Genomic DNA, 19955 nt, shown 5'->3' with positions numbered 1-19955 from the left:
TGGAAAATTAGGCGTGTTTGGCCAGGTATGCGTCCAGGTCTTCGCTGCCGCCGATGTATTTGCCGCCGATGAACACTTGCGGGGCGGTTACTTTACCGGTGATGGCGCGTACGGAAACGATGCTGGCGTCTTTACCCAACACGATTTCTTCGTAGGCCAGGCCTTTTTCCTGCAAAGCGGCTTTGGCTTTGGCGCAGAAGGGGCAGCCGGGTTTGGTGAAGATGGCGATGGATTCTTGCGGTTTCCAGTTCGGAGCCACGAATTTCAGCATGGTGTCGGCATCGGAAACTTCAAAGGGGTCGCCTTCTTTGATCGGCTCGATGAAGGCTTCTACGATTTTGCCGTCGTCCACCAGCATAGAGTAGCGCCAAGAGCGCGGGCCGAAGCCGATGGCTTCTTCGTTCACTTCCATGCCCATACCGCGGGTGAATTCGCAGTTACCGTCCGGGATCATGGTGATGTTGTGGGCTTCTTCGTCGGCAGCCCAGGCGTTCATTACGAAGGTGTCGTTTACGGATACGCACAGGATGTCGTCGATGCCGTTTTCTTTAAATGCAGAAGCCAGCTCGTTGTAGCGCGGCAGGTGGCTGGAAGAGCAGGTGGGGGTGAACGCGCCGGGCAGGGCGAATACCACTACTTTTTTGCCTTTGAACAATTCGTCGGTGGTGACGTCTTTCCAAGAATCAGCCACGCGGGTGTGGAAGGTTACGTTCGGAACTTGCTGACCAACCAATTGGTCGCGGGATTTGATGTTGATAGACATATAGAGCTCCTTATATCAGGGTGTCAGAAATAATGCGGATGAATTTGCGAAATACGGTGTATCGACAGGGCGGCATTCTAGTCGCCGCCAGGCGATTTGTATAATTTATAGTTCAAATAATATGAATTGCTTTGATCTATAAATGGCTCGTGCGCACCTCGTCGGTGCATATATACGGGAAACAACGTTTGTTTTTATTAGGGCTGGCGGCAGAAATTCAATAGGCTAGGCAGAAATTTGTTGCCCAAGGCTACCTGAAACTATTTTATCTAATAAAAATCAAAATATTAAAATGAAAATAGCCTTTTCCCTTGAAAAAAAAACGGCCAAACCCATTTACTGGGCAAGTTAAAGCGCCAGCAAGGCGCTGTCTGAATTCTACTAATCTCTAAGGAGCAATCCATTATGGCAAAAGTTATCGGTATCGATTTGGGTACCACCAATTCCTGCCTGGCCATTTCCGAAAACGGCCAGACTAAAGTAATCGAAAACGCCGAAGGCGCACGCACCACTCCCTCTGTTATCGCTTATCTGGACGGTGGGGAAATCCTTGTGGGCGCGCCGGCCAAACGCCAGGCTGTTACCAACGCAAAAAACACCATCTACGCAGTAAAACGCCTGATCGGTCACAAATTTGAAGATAAAGAAGTGCAGAAAGACATCGACCTGATGCCCTTCAAAATCGTAAAAGCCAAAAACGGCGACGCTTGGGTGGAAGCGCAAGGCAAAGAGCTTTCTCCGCCGCAAATTTCCGCCGAAGTGCTGCGCAAAATGAAAGAAGCCGCCGAAGCCTATTTGGGCGAAAAAGTAACCGAAGCTGTGGTTACCGTGCCGGCCTATTTCAACGACAGCCAACGCCAAGCCACTAAAGACGCAGGCCGCATCGCCGGTTTGGATGTGAAACGCATCATCAACGAGCCCACCGCAGCTGCACTGGCTTTCGGTATGGACAAAGGCGCCAAAGGCGACCGCAAAATCGCCGTATACGACTTGGGCGGCGGCACCTTCGATATTTCCATCATCGAAATTGCCGATTTGGACGGCGAAAAACAGTTTGAAGTGCTCTCCACCAACGGCGATACCTTCCTCGGCGGTGAAGACTTCGACCAACGCCTGATCGACTACATCATTTCCGAGTTCAAAAAAGATCAAGGCATCGACCTGAAAACCGATGTAATGGCCTTGCAGCGCCTGAAAGAAGCCGCCGAAAAAGCCAAAATCGAGCTTTCCAGCGGCCAGCAGACCGAAGTGAACCTGCCCTACATCACCATGGACGCCACCGGCCCCAAACACTTGGCCATGAAGATTACCCGCGCCAAGTTTGAAAGTCTGGTGGAAGACCTGATTGAGCGTTCCATTGCCCCCTGCCGCACTGCCATCAAAGATGCCGGCCTGAGCGTGAACGAAATCGACGACGTAATTTTGGTGGGCGGCCAGAGCCGTATGCCCAAAGTTCAAGAAACTGTGAAAGAATTCTTTGGCAAAGAGCCGCGCAAAGACGTGAACCCCGACGAAGCCGTGGCTTTGGGTGCCGCCATTCAGGGCGAAGTGTTGGGCGGTGGCCGCAGCGATGTATTGCTGCTGGATGTAACCCCGCTCTCCCTCGGCATCGAAACCATGGGCGGTGTGATGACCAAACTCATCAACAAAAACACCACCATCCCCACCAAAGCTTCGCAAGTGTTCTCCACCGCCGAAGACAACCAGAGCGCCGTAACCATCCACGTGTTGCAGGGTGAACGCGAACGCGCTTCCGCCAACAAATCGCTCGGCCAATTCAACCTCGGCGACATCGCTCCCGCCCCGCGCGGCATGCCGCAGATTGAAGTTGCCTTCGATATCGACGCCAACGGCATCCTGCACGTGTCTGCCAAAGATAAAGGTACCGGCAAAGCCGCCAATATCACTATCCAAGGCTCTTCCGGCTTGAGCGAGGAAGAAATCGAACGCATGGTGAAAGACGCCGAAGCCAATGCTGAAGAAGACAAAAAACTGCACGAACTGGTGCAGAGCCGCAACCAGGCCGAAGCCTTAATTCACTCAGTGAAGAAATCACTGGCCGACTACGGTGATAAACTCGACGCAGCCGAGAAAGAAAAAATCGAAGCCGCGCTGAAAGAAGCCGAAGAAGCCGTGAAAGGCGACGACAAAGCTGCCATCGATGCCAAAACCGAAGAGCTGGGCAAAGCCAGCCAGAAACTGGGCGAAATACTGTATACCGATGCCCAGAAACAGGCGCAGGAAGCCCAAGCTGGTCAGTCTGCCGATAGCGAGCAGCCGAAAAAAGGCGATGATGTGGTAGATGCCGAGTTTGAAGAAGTGAAAGATGACAAATAAGTATTGTCCGCTTTAGCGAATGATGAAAAGGCTACCTGAAAGCGAAGCTTCAATGCAGTTAAAACGCAGCACAGCAAAGTTTCTGCGAAGCTAAATTCTTCAGGTAGCCTTTTTGTAAATCCAGGCCGTTGTCGCTAGCCAAAGAAACCCATGCGCACTTGAATCAGTTTCTCCAATTCGCTCACCACGCGGCGGCGAGCCACAAACAGGATGATGTGGTCGCCGTCGGCCAGTTGCACGTCTTGATGTCCCATAAATACTTCTTCACCGCGCACCACGGCGGCAACGTGGCAACCGTTGGGCCAGCGCACGGCGCTCACGCGGCGGCCGACCAGCTTGGAGGTATCTTTGTCGCCGTGTGCCACGATTTCGATGGCTTCGGAATTGCCGCCGCGCAGGGGGTGTACAGCTTCCACGTCGCCGCGCCGGATATGCGCCAAAATTGAACCGATGGTCACCAAGTGGGGCGACACGGCGATGTCGATGGTGTTACCTTGCAGCAAATCCACGTAGCTGGAGCGGTTTACGATGGCGATAACGCGTTTGGCACCGAGGCTTTTGGCCAGCATACCGGCCATGATGTTGTTTTCGTCATCGTTGGTGAGTGCGCAGAACACATCGATTTCGTCGATGTATTCGCCTTCAAGCAGGCTTTCGTCTGCGGCAGAACCGTGCAGCACGAGAGTGCTGTTGAGGTTTTCAGAAAGCCATTCGGCACGTTTTTCGTTGATTTCGATGATTTTCACATCGAAGCGGTCTTCCAGCTGGCGGCTGAGGCGGAAGCCGATTTGGCCGCCGCCGGCGATCATCACACGCCGCGTGGGCTGCTGCTGCGGGCGTAATTCGCGCAATACTTCGGTCACTTGAGAAGTGGCGGCGGCCACGAATACTTCGTCGCCCGGCTGAATTACGGTTTGCGGCGTGGGCATAATCAGCTTGTTGTTGCGGTAGATGGCGCAGATTTGGCAGTCGGTGTCTTCGGGCAGGTGTTCGTGGATGGTGTGGATGGGCTGCCCCAAAAGCCGCCCGCCGCTTTGTGCGCGTACCACGAGCATACGCACTTTGTCTTCGGCAAAGGTGAGCACCTGCAGGGCGCTGGGGTGGCAGAGCAAATCGGCCAGCCGCTCGGTAACCAGCTGTTCGGGGCAGATGGATTCGCTCACACCGAATAAATCGAGCGTGCTGCGGCCAGCGTTATCTTCTTCGACATCGCAGTCGGTGAATTCCAAATAATCGGAAAGGCGCACGCGGGCGATGCGGTTAGGAATGTTGAACAGGCTGGAAGCCAGTTTGCAGGCAGCTAGATTGGTTTCATCGTGGCGGGTGAGGGCAAGCAGCAGATCAGTGTCGTAGGCGCCGCCTTCGGCCATCATGGCTGGTGAGGAGCCGTTGCCTAGCAGGGTTTGCACATCGAGCTTACTGCCGATGTTGTGCAGGGCTTCGGGATCGTTGTCGATGATGGTAACGTCGTGGTTGGGGATTTCCACCAGATTCTGTGCTACGGCAGTGCCTACTTGGCCGCTACCTAAGATGAGGATTTTCATATTGGAAGATTAGACTTGGCGGCCAAAGTTTCAGGTAGCCTGCCAAAGGGTTAGGAAATAAAGGTAAATGCGAGAGGCCGCTTTAAACCATAGCGGGCTGAATGCCGGAAACTAGTTGCTTGAGCTGCTCAGGTTTGAGCAAGCGGATGTGTTTGTATTCCACTTCAATCAGCCCTTCTTGGCTGAATTTGGAGAGTGTTCGGCTCACTGTTTCCAGCTTCAGCCCCAAATAGCTGCCGATTTCCTCGCGCGACATACGCAAAATAAAATCGTTGGCCGATAGGCCACGTTTTTTCAATCGTTGTGACAAATTCAGCAAAAATGCCGCCAGCCGCTCTTCGGCACGCATATTGCCCAAAAGCAGCATCACATTTTGGTCACGTACGATTTCTTGGCTGAACAGGCGGTAGAAATGTAGCTGCAATTCGGGTACCGCCGCGCACAGCTCTTCCATATTAGCATAGGGCAACTCGCACACTTCCGTATCTTCCAGCGCCACCGTATCGCAGTAGTGTATTTGGTTACAGATGCCGTCCATGCCCACCAGTTCGCCCGACATAAAAAAACCAGTAACTTGATCCCGCCCGTCTTGGTTGGCTATAACCGTTTTCAGGAAGCCGGTGCGTACCACAAACAGCGAATCGAACCCGTCACCATTACGGAACAGGAAATCACCTTTTTTCAGGCGACGGCTGCGTTTGATAACCGCATCAACACGTTCCACTGCCACCGCAATCGCGGCATTGGGCTGGCATAGTTCTTTAAAAACGCACCGCGAGCAAGTTGTGGAATGGGGCATGGCTTTCATGTGTGTGCTAACTTTCTAAGCAAGAAGAGCCTATAAAGCGGCGGCAATTATCGTTTATACTTGCCACCTTGCAATATTTGGGGCAGATTGCCGAACACTGGCATTTTACCCGATTTCACAAACAAAACCTATACTGCATATTTATCAAATAGTAACAGCAACATAAATACAACCATGCTTACCGACCACACTCAAGAAATTATCTTCGGCCGCTAGCTTATCGCCCCCCTACCCGCCAATGATTCATACTACATCCCTATCTCCACCGCTGACCACTTCTACAACAGCTTCACTGCCGAATACTACATCCGAGCCGTGAGTCTCCCCTGGCCTCCTCTCGCTATATTAATCCACATTCCCTTCCGCGACACCATCTGCCTCCAATACCGCATTGACACCAACATCGTGCCCGATAGCAACACCAAGCTAGACATGTTCCAGCAAATTGTGCAGCACTGGCCAGTGAAGACTACATTTTTATCGGTGTGGATACACCACTTTGCCAAACCTAAAGACGAACCCTCTATAACCTTGCGTGAAGGTTGCATGCTCCTTCTTCCGAGGATACTTGCTCAACGAAAATGACTTGCTGCTCCGCCGAATATCGACAGCCCTCTGTCCCAGTACTTTGCCGCCGAAGGCTTGGTTGAACTAAATGAAACCAGCCTGAGCGTTACCCCAAAAGACCATTTCCTCATCTGCAACATCGCCATGATGTTCAATCGCCATCTGCACTCCCGCGATACTGCCGCCAAATATTCGCAAATCGTGTTAGCCATTTTTTTCTTCACAGAAACTTAACCTTGGTTGCGCCAAGACATTGTTTTAATTTTGTTGAATCTAAGGTGAGCCAACGCAATAGGAAGAAAGAAGTGCTTTAGTTATCCTGCGCCTCTCCCTCCAAACCCGATATAATCCCACCATCATGAGCAAACCCACCGCCAAACCCCGCAAGCTCCCGAAGCCCGATCCGCGCCGCGCCCGGGCTGGCGAAGAGCTGCAACGCCACCTCGGCCATAATTTCCAAAATCCCCGCCTCTTCGAGCAGGCGCTTACTCACCGCAGCTACAGCGCCCAAAACAACGAACGCTTCGAGTTTGTCGGCGACGCCATCCTCGATTACAGCGTGGCCAAAATGCTGTTCGACGCCTTCCCCGGCTATAGCGAAGGCGAACTCTCCCGCCTGCGCGCCAATCTGGTCAACCAAGACGTGCTCGCCGAAATCGCCCGCAGCATGGGCGTGGGCGACGCGCTGTATTTGGGCGTGGGCGAACTCAAAAGCGGCGGTTTTGACCGCCCCTCCATCCTGGCCGACGCTGTGGAAGCCCTGCTGGCCGCCATCAGCTTCGATGCCGATTTTGCCGCCGCCGAGCAAACCGTGCGCCGCCTGTTTGCCCAGCGCATTGCCAACATCGACTTGAGCAACCAGGGCAAAGACCCGAAAACCCTGCTTCAAGAAGCCCTGCAGGCCCGCCGCCTGCCCCTGCCCAAATACCGTATCGAGCATCAATCCGGCGAGGGCTGCGACGCCCGTTTCGATATCGCCTGCGACCTGGGCGAACTCGCCCACATCACCCGCGCCCAAGCCGCCAGCCGCCGCGCCGCCGAACAAGCCGCAGCCAAAGAGGCGCTGGATTGGCTGCAGGAATATCACCCCCTGCCCGGCAAAAGCAAAAAACAGCGCAAATCCCGTGCCTGAATCGTTGCTGATGCCGCCATCATTCAGGCCAATAATGTTTGAGCTAATGCAAACAAGCCTTGCAGGCAGGATTTACCGACAGAAAACGGCATGTTATATATTAGCCACTCATTTTCAACTTAATAAAGGATTCAATCATGGTTTTTGTGTTCAGCGTCTTATTCGGCGCATTTATCGGCATTTTCTTCTTATGGTTCTCCTCCAAAAACGCGGTAAAAGACTATCCCGAGCTGCGCATCCACGTGCCGGAAGGAGCGGAAAACTCACCCGAATGGCAGGCTTGGGCACAGGAGAACGGCTATAAACTGAACGACAAAGGCGTGTGGGCCAAAGGTACCGGCATGCTCACCAGCGCCACCGAAATCCGCTTTGAAGGCAACGATATGTTGGTGCATATGTTGGTGCAAGAGTGCATCAACTTCCTGCTCGGCATCAACCGCTTCGCCATCAACGCCCCCATTCTGGCCGGTAAACCCGTGCGCATGGTGAAAATCAAAGCGCTGAACAAACTCATGGCACAGTGGAATCTGCCCGAAATCGTGTTCGGCAACCCAGAAGACAAAGTTCGCATTAAAAACTAAAGCCGCTATATTTTAGCTTTGTTGAAGCCCACGTTTTCAGGTAGCCTATTGAGCATTCCGCACAGGCTACCTGAAAATATATCCATATGAACAACATGAATTATTCCAACACCAAACACCCAACCTCCTTTCGCTGCGGCTTCGTGGCCATCGTCGGCCGGCCGAACGTGGGCAAATCCACACTGATGAACCACCTCATCGGCCAGAAAATCAGCATCACCAGCAAAAAGGCCCAAACCACCCGCCACAAAATCACCGGCATCTACACCGATGCCGACACCCAATTCGTGTTCGTGGACACTCCAGGTTTCCAAACCCGCCACCGCAACGCGCTCAACGACCGGCTCAACCAAAACGTTACCGAAGCCATCGGCGGCGTAGATGTGGTGGCTTTCGTGGTGGAAGCCATGCGTTTCAGCGAAGCCGACTGCGCCGTGATCCGCCTGCTGCCCAAACATCTGCCCGTGATTTTGGTGGTGAACAAAATCGACCGCGCCAAAAGCAAAGCCGAGCTCGACGACTTTATCCAACAGCTGCAGCAAGAATTTAATTTTGCCGGCGTAGAGGCTGTGAGTGCCAAACATGGGCTGCGCATCGGCGAGCTGCTCGCCATCTTGCGCCCCCACCTGCCCGAGGGCGTGCCGCTCTACCCCGAAGACGCGGTCACCGACCGCTCCGCCCGTTTCCTTGCCGCCGAAATCGTGCGCGAAAAACTGTTCCGCCACCTCGGCGAAGAGCTGCCCTATGCCGCCAACGTGGCGGTGGAACAGTTTGAAGAAGAAAACGGGCTATACCGCATCTACATCGCCGTGTTAGTGGATAAAGACGGCCAAAAAGCCATCATCATCGGCAAAGGCGGCGAAAAACTGAAAAAAATCTCCACCGAAGCCCGGCTGGATATGGAAAAACTGTTTGAAACCAAAGTATTCCTCAAAGTTTGGGTGAAAGTGAAATCCGGCTGGGCAGATGATGCCCGCTTCCTGCAAGAATTTGGGCTGTAGGGCTGCTTCGTTGCAGCTCACGCTTTCAGGTAGCCTCAACGCTTCTGCCCGCTAACCGCCCATATCGGCAACACACCGCCACCCATCACTCCATCCAACCATCCCCACTGGAGGCCATATGTCGCACCCCATCACCCCTGAAGCCGCCCAAGCGCGCATCGACCGCATCCAAGCCCTCTACCGCGAATGGGAGCGCCTGCTGCCCGAACTGGAGGCTGCCCAGGAACAATGGCAGCACGCCATGCAGCTGATGCGCGAAATGTCCGATTTCTACGACCGTGAATACATGCCGCTGCACCAAGCCATCGAAAACGGCCTGCCCGTTTCCCTGGCCACCGAAGGCGAATACAGCATCATGAGCGAAGATGCCCTGTGGAATGCCTTCCAGCAGCAATACGACTTATCCTGGGCTTGGCTGCGCGCCGCTACCCACGAGCTCGATCCGCAAAACCGCTTTCGTTTCGACCCGGCAACAACCGATGAATAAACAAAGGCTACCTGAAATTTCAGGTAGCCTTTCGTTTGGGCAGATGCCTTATTTCTGGTTGGCTTCCAGCGCTTGCTGCAAAGCATCTTTCGGCATATAGCCGGGCACTACTTTGCCATTGGGGAACACCATGGTGGGGGTGCCGTTGAAGCCGTAGTGGTTGCCCAGCGCCATGGTTTCTTTCACCGGGTTTTCGCAGCCGGCGGATTCAGGCGGCACGGTACCTTTGCGCATCCAATTGATCCAGGCGGCGGTGCGGTCGGGGCTGCACCAGATGCGCACAGCTTTGGCTTCTGCAGCGGGGTGCAAATCGGGGATGGGCATCATGAAATTGTAGATGGTGATGTCGGTCATCTGCTCGAATTCTTTTTCCAAACGGCGGCAGAAGGGGCAATCGGGGTCGGAGAACACGGCCACTTTCAGCCTGCCGTTGCCGCGCACTTCTTTAATGGCGGAATCAAGCGGCAGGGCGGCGAAGTCGATGCGGTTGAGCTCTTCGCGGCGGGTTTCGGAAAGGTTGCTGCGTTTGTTCACATCAATCAAATCGCCGGTAAACATATGGTTGCCGTCGCCAGTCATGTACACCAGCTGATTGCCAGAAAGGAACACTTCATATAGGTTGTCTACGGGAGCGGGGGTAACGCTCAGCACTTCCAGGCCTTGGTTGCCGTAGGTTTGGGTGAGCTTGCTGCGGATAACGGCTTCGGGGCTGCCGGCAGGCGCGGCTGCAGCCGAAGCGGCAGTACCGGAGGCGTTTTGCTGCACGGCGGGCTGGGCATTGCAGGCAGCTAGGGGCAGCAGTGCGGCCAGCAAGATGGCGGAGAGGGTGTGCTTCATTTGTTTGTTCTCATTAAATGGTTAAAAACAGGGGCGCATTATACCGAAATCTGCGCAGGCGGGCTTTTGTGGCGTGTAAATGTCATTTATCGTCCGGATTGGCTTTCAGGTAGCCTTTGTAAAGGCTACCTGAAACTGTTTGGGCAGCAGCAATGTATTTTTCAGCCCAACAGCCCCGGCCAGCGTGCCAATACGCGCTCTACAGCATCGGATTGGCGCAGCAACTCACCCTGCCATTTCTCCGCAGCCTGCCGCCATTGCGGCAGCTGTTGCAGCAGCTGCCGCCAGTTTTCGATGCGGGCGGCGGGCGTGAGCACGGCGGCGTGGTTCAAGTCGTCGGAAAGGGCTTGGTGGGCGGCGGGCAGCGGGGCAAGCGCGGCAGCTTTATGCCAGAAGGCGTGCAGCTTGGGCAGGTGTGCCTGCTCGGCCTGCGGATAGATGTGCCACAGCAGGGGCTTGCCAGCGAGCTGGGCACGCACGAAGCTGTCTTCGCCGCGCACGATGGCCATATCGGCCAGCCACAGCACGGCGTCAAATTCGGCCTGCGGCACAAAGCCGATGCGGATAAGCCGCACCGCGCCATCCTGCCACACGCTGCCGGGCTCGCGCAGGGCATGCTCCGGAATCGCGCCGGCTTGGCGCAGGCTGTGGATAATTTGCCGGTCGGCCAGCCATACGTCTAAGGCTTCTCCTGCTGCCTGCCAGGCGGCGAGCCAACCGGCCCATTGTGCGCCGGCATAGCCGAAGCAGAAACATTGCACGGCGCGGTGCGGGGTTTCAGGTAGCCCCAAGCGGCAGCGCAAGGCGGCTTGGGCGGCGGGGTTGGCGAGAAAGGCCTGCTTCTTTTTCAGGTAGCCTGCTTCGCGCAGGAGGCCGCCGCTGGTTTCGCTAAAACCCATCAGCCAAAAATATTTTTCTTCGCCGTCGGCTTGCAGCGAAGGCTTGCCGTGCATGGCTTCCGCCCAAGGCTCGGCGCTGAGGTATTCCCAATTGAGCCACAGCGGGCGGTGTGTGCGGACGGCAGCCAGCGCGGCGGGAGGCAAATCGCAGCCGAAGGTTTCGATTACTAAGGCGGGCGCAACTGCGGCCAATTCGGCCGCAATGCTTTCGGCCGCATCGCCCTGCCAATGGTGCGCCCGAATCGCAGCAGGTAGCGGGGCTTCGCCGAGCAGTTTGGCCAGCGCGGCGGGATGGTCGTGCCAAAGGACTACCTGAAAACCGGCTTCGTTCAGCCGGCGCGCCAGCCGCAGGGAAACGCCGATGTCGCCGTAGTTGTCGATCACGCGACAAAATAACCAGGCGGCGGGCGGGGTGTCGGTATGTTTGGGTGGGAAAAACGGGTTTGATGGCACGATAAATCTTTCGCTGGGCAAATTCTCAGACAGGACGGCAATTTACGTTAGCTACGCGCTCTGTCAAGCGTTTTGACGGAAATTTTTTTGGTTTTCCCACAAGGGGCTAAGGAAGCCGCTTTCGGATTGGCATAAAGGCTCAAATCTGCCGCTTGACAAGACCCGCTTTCATTTAACATATTGATATTTATATACTTTTAAAAAATTGGCCATTTTTTACGCAACCTAAGCCAAGGCCTGATTTATCAGGAAATCTTACGCTTCCCACAGGGTTTTCCACAAAGTTTTCCACAGCTTTTGTGGGTAAGGGATAAAGCTGCAATAGCCGCGTTTTTTTGGCAGATTATTGCCTGCGGCAGATGGGGCAGACAGCTCGGAGGCGATGCTGTTCCCGCACGAGCCGTCGACCAAGTTTCAGGTAGCCTTGCGCATTGCTGCACCACTCAATGACGACGGCAAAAATGGCCTGTTGGGCAGGGAAAAGCGTTTCTAAGCTTGCGGGAGCTGGAGGCTACCTGAAAATGCTGCCTCAATGGCTACCACCATTCTTAACTTGGTTAGAAACTACATCCAAGCCGACGCTTTCAGGTAGCCTTTTGCCGCGCCGCCGTTTCGGCTACCATAGCCGCCGTTTTATTGATTTAAAGAAGCGATCATGACTTTCCAACAATGGCTGGATACCTGCCGCCTGCCCCGCCTGGAAGCGCGGCTGCTGGTGGAAGCCGTGTGCCGCATCAATCATGTGCGGCTCATCAGCCGGAGTGGCGACGAATTGCCGCAGCCGCAACGTGCCGTACTCGACATGCTGGCCGCGCGCCGCCGCCGTGGCGAGCCGATGGCTTATTTGCTCGGCAGCCGCGAGTTTTACGGCAGAAGTTTCCGTGTGTCGCCCGCCGTGCTGATTCCGCGCCCCGAAACCGAGCTTTTGGTGGAGGCCGCACTTGCGCGCCTGCCCCCGGGCGGGCGGCTGTGGGATTTGGGCTGCGGCAGCGGCATCATCGGCCTTACCGTGGCGCTGGAGCGCCCCGATGCCGCCGTGCGCGCTTCCGACATCAGCCCAGATGCGCTGGCTGTGGCGCAAGCCAATGCCGCCGCGTTGGGCGCAAGCATCGAATGGGCGCAAGGCTCATGGTTTGCGGCTCTGCCCGCGGCAGAAGGCCTGTTCGACATCATCGCCAGCAATCCGCCCTACATCGAAGCTGGAGACGAGCATTTGCAGCAAGGCGACCTGCGCTTCGAGCCCGCCGCCGCGCTCACCGATTTTGCCGACGGCCTCAGCCATATCCGCACCCTCGCTGCCCAGGCCCAAGGCTACCTGAAATCCGGCGGCTGGCTGCTGCTGGAACACGGCTGGAACCAAGGTGAAGCCGTGCGCGGCATGTTGGCCGAACACGGCTGGCAGCAGGAGGAAACTCTGCGCGACTTGGCCGGGCTGGATAGGGTGAGTATCGGGCGGAAAGCGGTATAGCCAACACGCTTTCTACGGCCTTGGCTTGCCCTTAGTATGGGCAGAGTTCCGCCATACACGGCAATAACTGGCTTTATTTTGTCGGCACACTCAAAAGGCTACCTGAAAACCAGTTTGCAGTTTTCAGGTAGCCTTTGTTTCGCCTGAGGGATTAGTTCGGAATATATTGCAGCGGATCTACCGGCTGGCCGTTTTTGCGCAGCTCGAAGTGCAGCTGCACGCGCTGGCTGTCGCTGTTGCCCATGGTGGCAATGCTTTGGCCGCGGCGCACGGTTTGGCCTTCGCGCACGAGCAGGCGCTGGTTGTGGCCGTAGGCGGTGAGGTAGGTTTGGTTGTGCTGCACGATGATGAGGTTGCCGTAGCCGCGCAGGCCGGAACCGCTGTACACCACTTTGCCGTCGGCAGCGGCCACGACGGGCTGGCCGGCAGTGCCGCCGATGTTGATGCCTTTTTCACTGCCGCCAAAGCGGGTGAGGATGTTGCCGGCGGTGGGGCGCTGCCAGGTGATACCGGCGGCGCTGCGGGTGCTGCCGGATACGGAAGGCGTGGCGGCGGGGGTGGCCGCGGTGTTAGCCGACGGGGCGGGAGTGGGCACCGGCGCAGGGGTGGTGCGCGGCGGAGTAGCGGGCGGCGGGGTTTGCGCGGTGGCGGGCGGGGTGTAGCCGGCGGGCTTCACGCGCAATACTTGGCCGACGCTGATGTTGTTGTCGGACAGATTGTTCCAAGCGCGCAGATTGTCTTGGCTGATGCGGTAGCGCAGGGCGATGTTATACACGGTATCGCCACGCACCACGGTGTGCTGGGCAGCGTTTACGTCTACCGGGGCATAAGACGGGGTGTAGCCGCTGCCGCCGGCAGGAGCGGCGCTAGCTGCGGGCGGGGTATAAGGAGCGGGCGCAGCAGCCGGCGGGGTGTAGGGGGTAGTGTTAGCAGCTTGGGTGGCGGCAGGCGGGCTGTAGGGTTGCGCGCCGTAGGGATTGTTGTCGGCCGCGGCGGTGTTGCCGCCGTAGTTGTTGCCGTAGCTGGCACCGTTGCCTGACACCACCGGGGCGGGGGGCTGGGTGAGGGCGCAAGCGCCGAGGAAAACGGTGAGGGCGAGGGGAAGAGTGCGGAAGGTAAACAATTGATTCATGGGGATGCGGGCTTTCTGTGCACGGGAACAGCGCAATCATAAGCAATCCGTGCGGTTTCATGCAAGGTTGGGCGGCGTTTATCGCGGTTAAGTTCCGTTAATCAGCGGTACAAAGCGGGCTTCGTGCACGCAGGTTTCGTGGAAGCCGTGGGCGGTTTTTTCGATGAGCCACAGGTATTGCTGCCCGCCTTCGTCCAGCGGGATCACCATGCGGCCGCCCACGGCGAGCTGTTGCAGCAGGGGCAGCGGCACTTCGGCCGGGGCGGCGGTCACAAGGATGCCGTTGAACGGGGCGACTTCGGGCAGGCCGAGGTAGCCGTCGCCGCACACCAGCCGCGTGCCGCCGAGCAAACGGGCGGTGCGCAGGTTTAGCTTGGCTTTTTCGTGCAGCGCCTGCAGCCGCTCCACCGAATAAATCTGCTTGAGCCCCACGGCTTGCAGCACGGCGGTTTGATAGCCGCAGCCGGTACCGATTTCCAGCACCGGGCCGAAGTTTTCCGCCGCCGCGTCGCCGAGCATGAGCTGGGTCATCACGGCCACGGTGTAGGGCTGGGAAATGGTCTGCCCCAGCCCCAAGGGCAGCGACATATCGTCATAGGCGCGCGAGCGCAGGGCTTCTTCCACAAACACATGGCGCGGCACGTTGCCCATGGCGGTGAGCACGTCGGCGCGGCTGATGCCCATTTTGGCCAGCCGCTGCACCATATTGCGCCGCCGCCAATCGAAGCTGCCGCTGGTGTGTGCTGCGTTCATAGTGCGGTATCCTGCCAGAATTGCGCCACGCCGCCTAAACCTGTGTGGTCGGTTAAATCCACGGAGAGCGGGGTAATCGTAATCATGCCGGCTTCGTTTTGCGCGAAATCGGTGTCTTCTTCGCGGCCGAGCACTTCGCCGGCCGCGCCAATCCAATATACATTCTCGCCACGCGGGCTGCGGGCAGCCACCACGCTTTGCTGATGATGACGCCGCCCCAGGCGCACGGTGGTGATGCCTTGGATTTGGTTTTCCGGCACGGCGGGGATGTTGACGTTCCACAGTACGGGCGCGGCGGGCTTAGGCGCGGCGAACAAATGGGTGAGCAGCCGCCACACGGCCTGTTCGGCGGTGCGCCAATAGCGGCCGCTTTTGTCGTTGAGCGAAAAAGCAATCGCGGGAATGCCGAGCAGATAGGCTTCAGTGGCGGCGGCTACGGTGCCGGAGTAGAGAGTGTCGTCGCCCATATTGGCGCCGTGGTTGATGCCGGAAAATACCCAGTCGGGCTGGAAATCGGGCAGGCTGTGCAGGGCGAGGTGGATGCAGTCGGTGGGGGTGCCGTCCACAAAATAGAAGCCGTTGGCGGCTTCCTGAATGCGCAGCGGGCGGTCGAGCGTAAGCGAATTGCTGGCGCCGCTGCGGTTGCGCTCGGGGGCGACCACGCGCACGTTGGCAAATTCGGCGGCCACCCGGGCGAGGATAGCGAGGCCTTCGGCTTGGTAGCCGTCGTCGTTGCTGATGAGGATATTCATGGTTGGCTTGTGGCTGCCTGAAAACGGGTAGTTTGGGGTTTCAGGTAGCCTGCAAACGGGGCGGCAGGCTACCTGAAACTCGGTTGGGGATTTGGGCTCTGCTGAAGCGGCCGCTTTGGCTACACAAAATCCAAGCCCGGCATTGCTTTCAGGTAGCCTTTGGGGTTTACAAAACGGTATTGGCCGGTTCGTAGTTGATTACATCGCGGATTTTGTTTTGTGCGTCCACCAGCACCACTTTCGGCCGGTGTGCGGCGATTTCCGGCTCGGAGAGCAAAACGTACGACATGATGATCACCACGTCGCCCGGCTGCACCAGCCGTGCCGCCGCGCCGTTGAGGCAGATTTCGCCGCTGCCGCGCTCGCCGGCGATAGTGTAGGTTTCTAGCCGCTCGCCGTTGTTGTTGTTCACAATCTGCACTTTCTCGTTTACGCAGATGCCCGCCGCATCGAGCAGATCCAAATCCACGGTGATGCTGCCTACGTAGTTTAAATCGGCGCGGGTAACGGTGGCGCGGTGGATTTTGCCGCCCAGCAAAGTTCGGAACATTTCGGGAATCCTGGAAAAAAGCGGTATTCTATCGCAAGCGGTGCACGGGCTGAAGGCTGCCGGTAATTTTCAGGTAGCCTCTTTCCGCCCATGCCGGTTTGCCGGGCATTTCTGCCTGGCCTGCAAGTTTCAGGTAGCCTTATTCTGCTCCGCAGCCGCAGGGCAGGGAAGCGGAGGCTTGCAGGCTGAGCTGTTTGCGCTGCAGCGCTTTTTCGTGGCGGCAGCGCTGGCGTTCGCCAGTGATTTGCAGCGGCGGCACGGGCACGGGCTTGCCGTTTTCCATGGCCACCATGGTGAAATAGCAGCTGTTGGTGTGGCGCACTTGGCCGGTGCGGATGTTTTGCGCTTCCACGCGGATGCCGATTTCCATGGAGGTGCGGCCGGTGTAGTTGACGCTGGCGTAGAACGTAACTAGCTCGCCCACGTGAATAGGCTCTTTAAACAATACTTTGTCCACAGATAGGGTAACGCAATAGTGCCCGCTGTAGCGGCTGGCGCAGGAATATGCCACCTGGTCGAGCAGGCGCAAAAGCTCGCCGCCGTGCACATTGCCGCTGAAATTGGCGGCGTTGGGCATCATCAGTTCAGACATCACCAGTTCGTGCGCTGGCAGCTGGCGGGTTTGGGATTCGGTCATGGTGCTCCTCGGTGTGTGAGAGTGAAAGATTATTCTATGCTATTAATGCGGTATGATTTGATTAAACTTGTTTATGGTGCGATTTCTGCATGCCACGCCAGCTATTGGCCACCAAAAGCAGCAGCCCCGCCCAAATCAGGCCGTAGGTGATGTAGGCCGAGGGCTGCACAGGTGTTTTCAACACCAACACCGCCAGCAGAAACAGCAAAGCCGGCTCCACATAGCTGAGCATGCCGAACAGGTTGACCGGCAGCAGCAGCCCCGATTTCATGTTCAGCGACATCGACACCGCGCTCAATCCGCCCAACAGCGGTAACAACAGCCAATAGCGCGGCTCGCCCAGCACCCAGGCAGTCATATCGGCATGCCACAGCAGGTAGGCCAGCGCAAAGGGCAGAATCAGGGTTAAATCCAGCGTGAGCCCCTGCAAGGCCGGGATTTTCATTTGGCGCCGCGTGGTGTAATACACCGGAAAAACCAGGCACACCCACAGCGTGGTCCACGAAAAAGCCTGCTGTGTCCATATTTCGTGTGCCACACCCAAGCCCGCCAACACCAGCGCCGCGGTTTGCAGGCCGTTGAGCCTCTCCGTGAGCCAAAACCGCCCCACCAACACCATCACTACCGGAAACAGGAAATAGCCCATCGCCACATTCACACCCTCGTTGTTGACCGGCGCCCACATAAACAGCCAAAACTGGCTGGCCGCATCCAACGTGCCCAGCAAAAACAGCAGCCAGCGGCGCGGGCTGGTGAGAAACTGTTGCACAAACCGCGGCATTGCTGCCAAGCCGAGCGTCCACGCCATCATCAGCCACAGCCCCGCCGCCGTCATCACCATACGCAGCGCAAACACATCCGTACCGCTAATCGGCTGCATCCAATGGCTAAACAGATACAGCACGCTAAACAGCAGCTGCGACAGCAGGCACAACACCACGCCTTTGCTCAAGTCCGACACAAACACCCCGGGGAATGAATACAGAAAAGCTTGATTATATAATGAATTAACACTATTCGATACCAATCGGGCAGCGGCTGGCTCACGGTGTGGCAAAAGTGAAATCAAACCGCCCTATCGGCTTACCACATACGATGCAGAGTTTCAGGTAGCCTCAGGCAGGGCGGGAAAGGCTACCTGAAAAGATGGCGGTATATTTTTCAGGTAGCCTTGATAAACCATTCCGTTGCTCCATATAAACCCAAGCGGCAGCCGGAATGCTGCTCCCCCAACCTAATCAGGAGACGAAAACATGAGTAAAGATTTTGACCAGCAGAAAGAAGAACTCTTGCAAGAAGTGCGCGCCGTGCTCGACGACGTGGAAGAGCTGTACCACAGCGGCGTTGAAGAAGGCAGCAAAGAAGCCGAGCAGCTGCGCGGCAAGCTGCAGCGCAAATTGCAGGCTGCCCAGCGCAAATTGGGCGACTTTGAAGAAGTGGCTGCCGAGCGCGTGAAACACACCGCCCGCCAGGCCGACCAACTGGTGCAAGACAAACCCTACTACGCCATGGGCTTCGCCGCCCTTGCAGGTTTGGTCGTGGGCGTGCTGCTTAACCGCCGTTAATACTTGCCACCCAGCCGCCCGCCCCGCCCTGTGCAGGCGGGCGTTTTATCATTGCGCCAAATAGACAGAGCATAGCGTTGTGCGCCTATTTGGCACCACTATCCCCATCCCACCGGGAGCGCCGCATGAGCCTCAAACACAACATCAACCACATCCGCTTCCTCATCAACCAAGGCGCGGACCTCTTGCTGCTGCGCCTGCAAATCCTCGGTATCGACCTTTCCGGGCAAGCCTCAGGCTTCATCAAAATCACCGCCGCCCTGCTCGCCGGCAGCGTGTTGCTGCTCGCCGCCCTGGTCAGCCTCTTCTTCGGCCTCGATGCCGTCCTGCCCGTACGCGCCAAAATCTGGGTGTTTTTCGGCCTACCCGTGTTGCTCCTGCTCATTGCCTGGCTTCTGCTTGCACGCGCCCTGTCCGGCTGGCGGCAGGCCGGCGTTCAAGTAGCCTCCACCCTCGCCGACATGCGCCGCGACCTCGATACCCTGCGCGGCCATACCGCCAGTGCAAGCACCCAGCCTACCGACATCACGCCGGAGCAGCCCGAATGAACGCCCAGCCTCAGCCCCAGCAGCCGCTCAGCAAGGCGCAGCAGCGCGAACTGCTCGCCCTGCAAGCCGAACTCGCCCGTCTGAAAATCCGCAGCGAACAGCTGCGCCAACAAGGCCGAAACCGCGCCAACAAGCCCATCGACTGGCTCAAACTGGCCGACAGCCTGCCCTTAGCCATGCTACTGTGGCAAGCCGCCGTCCTGCCCGCCCCCAAACAACGCCAACTGCTGCCCAAATTCGGCCGCCTGCTGTGGCGCTGGTGGAGCAGCGAGCCAGAGAAAGGGAAAAAGGGAAAATAAATATTGGATCTGATGGCAAAGGCTACCTGATTTCGATGCCGGTATTCAATTCAAACTGATGACTCCGCTTGGGCATTTGCTATTTGAGCCAGCCTGCGCATTTGCCGCAGGCTACCTGAAACCTAGCCCTTCCAACCATAGACAAGCTGCAAGCATGTTGGCGCCAAACGGCAAAGGCTACCTGAAAACCGGTTTGAACCGTTTTCAGGTAGCCTTTCTTACATTCGGCCGGGGCTTAGAGCGTTTCCACCGTGTGTTGGTCGTTGGTGTAGATGCAGATACTGCCGGCGATTTCCAATGCTTTTTTCACCACAGTTTCGGGCGGCAGCTCGGTGTTTTCCACCAGTGCGCGGGCGGCGGCCTGGGCGTAGGAGCCGCCGCTGCCGATGGCGGCGATGCCGCCTTCCGGTTCGAGCACGTCGCCGTTGCCGGTGATGATGAGAGTGTTGTCTTTGTCGGCCACAATCAGCATGGCTTCGAGGCGGCGCAGGGCGCGGTCGGTGCGCCATTCTTTGGCCAGCTCGATGGCGGATACGGTGAGCCGGCCTTGGTGTTTCTGCAATTTGGCTTCGAAAAGCTCGATCAGGGTAAACGCATCGGCCGTGCCGCCGGCAAATCCGGCCAAAACAGTGTTGTTATACAGTTTGCGCACTTTGCGCGCGGTGGCTTTGATGATGGTGTTGCCCAGGCTGACCTGGCCGTCGCCGCCGATGGCGACTTGGCCGCCCCGGCGCACGGAAACGATAGTGGTGCCGTCGAATTGCTGCATGGTGCTTCCTTTTTGAAACGGTTGGGAACAGGCGGCAGATTAGGGCGGCGGCGCGGATTTCAATTTTTCAGGT

At 57.1% G+C, this 19955-nt stretch carries 23 protein-coding genes; 11 read left to right on the top strand and 12 right to left on the bottom strand.

What is annotated here, in order from left to right:
* Positions 1 to 7: 7 nt before the first annotated feature.
* A complete protein-coding gene (locus A7P96_RS02225; protein WP_003824569.1) occupies positions 8 to 763 on the bottom strand; it encodes a glutathione peroxidase in 756 nt (251 codons plus the stop codon).
* A gap of 405 nt (positions 764 to 1168) precedes the next feature.
* Here A7P96_RS02225 and dnaK point away from each other — a divergent pair, with 405 nt between their 5' ends.
* Positions 1169 to 3100, top strand: coding sequence for a molecular chaperone DnaK (gene dnaK, locus A7P96_RS02220; protein WP_067524424.1), 1932 nt, complete (start codon positions 1169 to 1171; stop codon positions 3098 to 3100).
* A 134-nt stretch (positions 3101 to 3234) separates the two neighbouring features.
* Here dnaK and trkA read toward each other — a convergent pair whose 3' ends face one another.
* Entirely contained in the window at positions 3235 to 4644 is a 1410-nt protein-coding gene (gene trkA / locus A7P96_RS02215) for a Trk system potassium transporter TrkA (protein WP_067524422.1), read from the bottom strand.
* Positions 4645 to 4726: 82 nt separating this feature from the next.
* Complete coding sequence (locus A7P96_RS02210; RefSeq protein ID WP_082880726.1) at positions 4727 to 5452, bottom strand: helix-turn-helix domain-containing protein; 726 nt, start codon at positions 5450 to 5452, stop codon at positions 4727 to 4729.
* Positions 5453 to 6094: 642 nt separating this feature from the next.
* On the opposite strand from A7P96_RS02210, the gene A7P96_RS10605 reads away from it, so the two are divergent.
* The 5 genes from A7P96_RS10605 (at position 6095) to A7P96_RS02190 (ending at position 9220) form a co-directional block, all read left to right on the top strand.
* Positions 6095 to 6253 carry a hypothetical protein gene (locus A7P96_RS10605; protein ID WP_156496243.1) on the top strand — a complete coding sequence of 53 codons (159 nt, stop codon included), beginning with the start codon at positions 6095 to 6097 and terminating at the stop codon, positions 6251 to 6253.
* A 124-nt stretch (positions 6254 to 6377) separates the two neighbouring features.
* Entirely contained in the window at positions 6378 to 7151 is a 774-nt protein-coding gene (rnc, locus tag A7P96_RS02205) for a ribonuclease III (RefSeq protein ID WP_231863620.1), read from the top strand.
* Positions 7152 to 7288: 137 nt separating this feature from the next.
* A complete protein-coding gene (locus tag A7P96_RS02200; RefSeq protein ID WP_067524420.1) occupies positions 7289 to 7732 on the top strand; it encodes a hypothetical protein in 444 nt (147 codons plus the stop codon).
* Positions 7733 to 7818: 86 nt separating this feature from the next.
* Positions 7819 to 8733, top strand: coding sequence for a GTPase Era (gene era / locus A7P96_RS02195; RefSeq protein WP_067524419.1), 915 nt, complete (start codon positions 7819 to 7821; stop codon positions 8731 to 8733).
* 118 nt (positions 8734 to 8851) lie between these two features.
* The gene (locus A7P96_RS02190; RefSeq protein ID WP_067524417.1) at positions 8852 to 9220 is read left to right on the top strand and encodes a DUF4298 domain-containing protein; all 369 of its coding nucleotides are present in this window, start codon (positions 8852 to 8854) and stop codon (positions 9218 to 9220) included.
* A 48-nt stretch (positions 9221 to 9268) separates the two neighbouring features.
* Here the strand turns inward: A7P96_RS02190 and A7P96_RS02185 are convergent, their stop codons facing one another.
* Both A7P96_RS02185 and earP read right to left on the bottom strand, forming a co-directional pair.
* Entirely contained in the window at positions 9269 to 10057 is a 789-nt protein-coding gene (locus A7P96_RS02185; RefSeq protein ID WP_067524415.1) for a DsbC family protein, read from the bottom strand.
* A 161-nt stretch (positions 10058 to 10218) separates the two neighbouring features.
* On the bottom strand, positions 10219 to 11409 hold the full coding sequence (gene earP, locus A7P96_RS02180) for an elongation factor P maturation arginine rhamnosyltransferase EarP (protein ID WP_067524562.1): 1191 nt from the start codon (positions 11407 to 11409) through the stop codon (positions 10219 to 10221).
* A gap of 346 nt (positions 11410 to 11755) precedes the next feature.
* On the opposite strand from earP, the gene A7P96_RS10600 reads away from it, so the two are divergent.
* Together A7P96_RS10600 and prmC are read left to right on the top strand one after the other, a co-directional pair.
* Positions 11756 to 11902, top strand: a complete 147-nt coding sequence (locus tag A7P96_RS10600) for a hypothetical protein (RefSeq protein ID WP_156496242.1) — start codon at positions 11756 to 11758, stop codon at positions 11900 to 11902.
* Positions 11903 to 12064: 162 nt separating this feature from the next.
* The gene (gene prmC, locus A7P96_RS02175; RefSeq protein ID WP_067524414.1) at positions 12065 to 12877 is read left to right on the top strand and encodes a peptide chain release factor N(5)-glutamine methyltransferase; all 813 of its coding nucleotides are present in this window, start codon (positions 12065 to 12067) and stop codon (positions 12875 to 12877) included.
* Positions 12878 to 13028: 151 nt separating this feature from the next.
* Here the strand turns inward: prmC and A7P96_RS02170 are convergent, their stop codons facing one another.
* From A7P96_RS02170 to rarD, 6 genes are all read right to left on the bottom strand, one after another.
* The gene (locus tag A7P96_RS02170) at positions 13029 to 14009 is read right to left on the bottom strand and encodes a peptidoglycan DD-metalloendopeptidase family protein (RefSeq protein WP_067524412.1); all 981 of its coding nucleotides are present in this window, start codon (positions 14007 to 14009) and stop codon (positions 13029 to 13031) included.
* 87 nt (positions 14010 to 14096) lie between these two features.
* Entirely contained in the window at positions 14097 to 14762 is a 666-nt protein-coding gene (locus A7P96_RS02165) for a protein-L-isoaspartate(D-aspartate) O-methyltransferase (protein ID WP_067524410.1), read from the bottom strand.
* On the bottom strand, positions 14759 to 15514 hold the full coding sequence (gene surE / locus A7P96_RS02160) for a 5'/3'-nucleotidase SurE (RefSeq protein ID WP_067524408.1): 756 nt from the start codon (positions 15512 to 15514) through the stop codon (positions 14759 to 14761). Before surE ends, A7P96_RS02165 begins: the two co-directional genes overlap by 4 nt.
* A 166-nt stretch (positions 15515 to 15680) precedes the next feature.
* Positions 15681 to 16064, bottom strand: a complete 384-nt coding sequence (gene panD / locus A7P96_RS02155) for an aspartate 1-decarboxylase (RefSeq protein WP_067524406.1) — start codon at positions 16062 to 16064, stop codon at positions 15681 to 15683.
* Between the two features lie 139 nt (positions 16065 to 16203).
* Positions 16204 to 16701 (bottom strand): acyl-CoA thioesterase, encoded by a 498-nt coding sequence (locus A7P96_RS02150; RefSeq protein ID WP_067524404.1) that lies wholly within the window; start codon positions 16699 to 16701, stop codon positions 16204 to 16206.
* 61 nt (positions 16702 to 16762) lie between these two features.
* Positions 16763 to 17662 carry an EamA family transporter RarD gene (rarD, locus tag A7P96_RS02145; RefSeq protein ID WP_197476433.1) on the bottom strand — a complete coding sequence of 300 codons (900 nt, stop codon included), beginning with the start codon at positions 17660 to 17662 and terminating at the stop codon, positions 16763 to 16765.
* A gap of 292 nt (positions 17663 to 17954) precedes the next feature.
* Between rarD and A7P96_RS02140 the strand changes: the two genes are divergently transcribed.
* The 3 genes from A7P96_RS02140 (at position 17955) to A7P96_RS02130 (ending at position 19113) form a co-directional block, all read left to right on the top strand.
* Positions 17955 to 18266, top strand: coding sequence for a YqjD family protein (locus A7P96_RS02140; RefSeq protein ID WP_003824529.1), 312 nt, complete (start codon positions 17955 to 17957; stop codon positions 18264 to 18266).
* Between the two features lie 125 nt (positions 18267 to 18391).
* Positions 18392 to 18814 carry a phage holin family protein gene (locus A7P96_RS02135; RefSeq protein ID WP_067524401.1) on the top strand — a complete coding sequence of 141 codons (423 nt, stop codon included), beginning with the start codon at positions 18392 to 18394 and terminating at the stop codon, positions 18812 to 18814.
* Positions 18811 to 19113 (top strand): hypothetical protein, encoded by a 303-nt coding sequence (locus tag A7P96_RS02130; RefSeq protein ID WP_067524399.1) that lies wholly within the window; start codon positions 18811 to 18813, stop codon positions 19111 to 19113. Before A7P96_RS02135 ends, A7P96_RS02130 begins: the two co-directional genes overlap by 4 nt.
* 235 nt (positions 19114 to 19348) lie before the next feature.
* Here the strand turns inward: A7P96_RS02130 and hslV are convergent, their stop codons facing one another.
* On the bottom strand, positions 19349 to 19882 hold the full coding sequence (gene hslV / locus A7P96_RS02125; RefSeq protein ID WP_064106263.1) for an ATP-dependent protease subunit HslV: 534 nt from the start codon (positions 19880 to 19882) through the stop codon (positions 19349 to 19351).
* Positions 19883 to 19955 lie beyond the last annotated feature (73 nt).

The organism is Eikenella sp. NML03-A-027 (genome assembly GCF_001648395.1).
GTDB lineage: Bacteria > Pseudomonadota > Gammaproteobacteria > Burkholderiales > Neisseriaceae > Eikenella > Eikenella exigua.
Note: the sequence above shows the minus strand (reverse complement) of the source record. Positions and strands in the feature narration are given on the sequence as shown.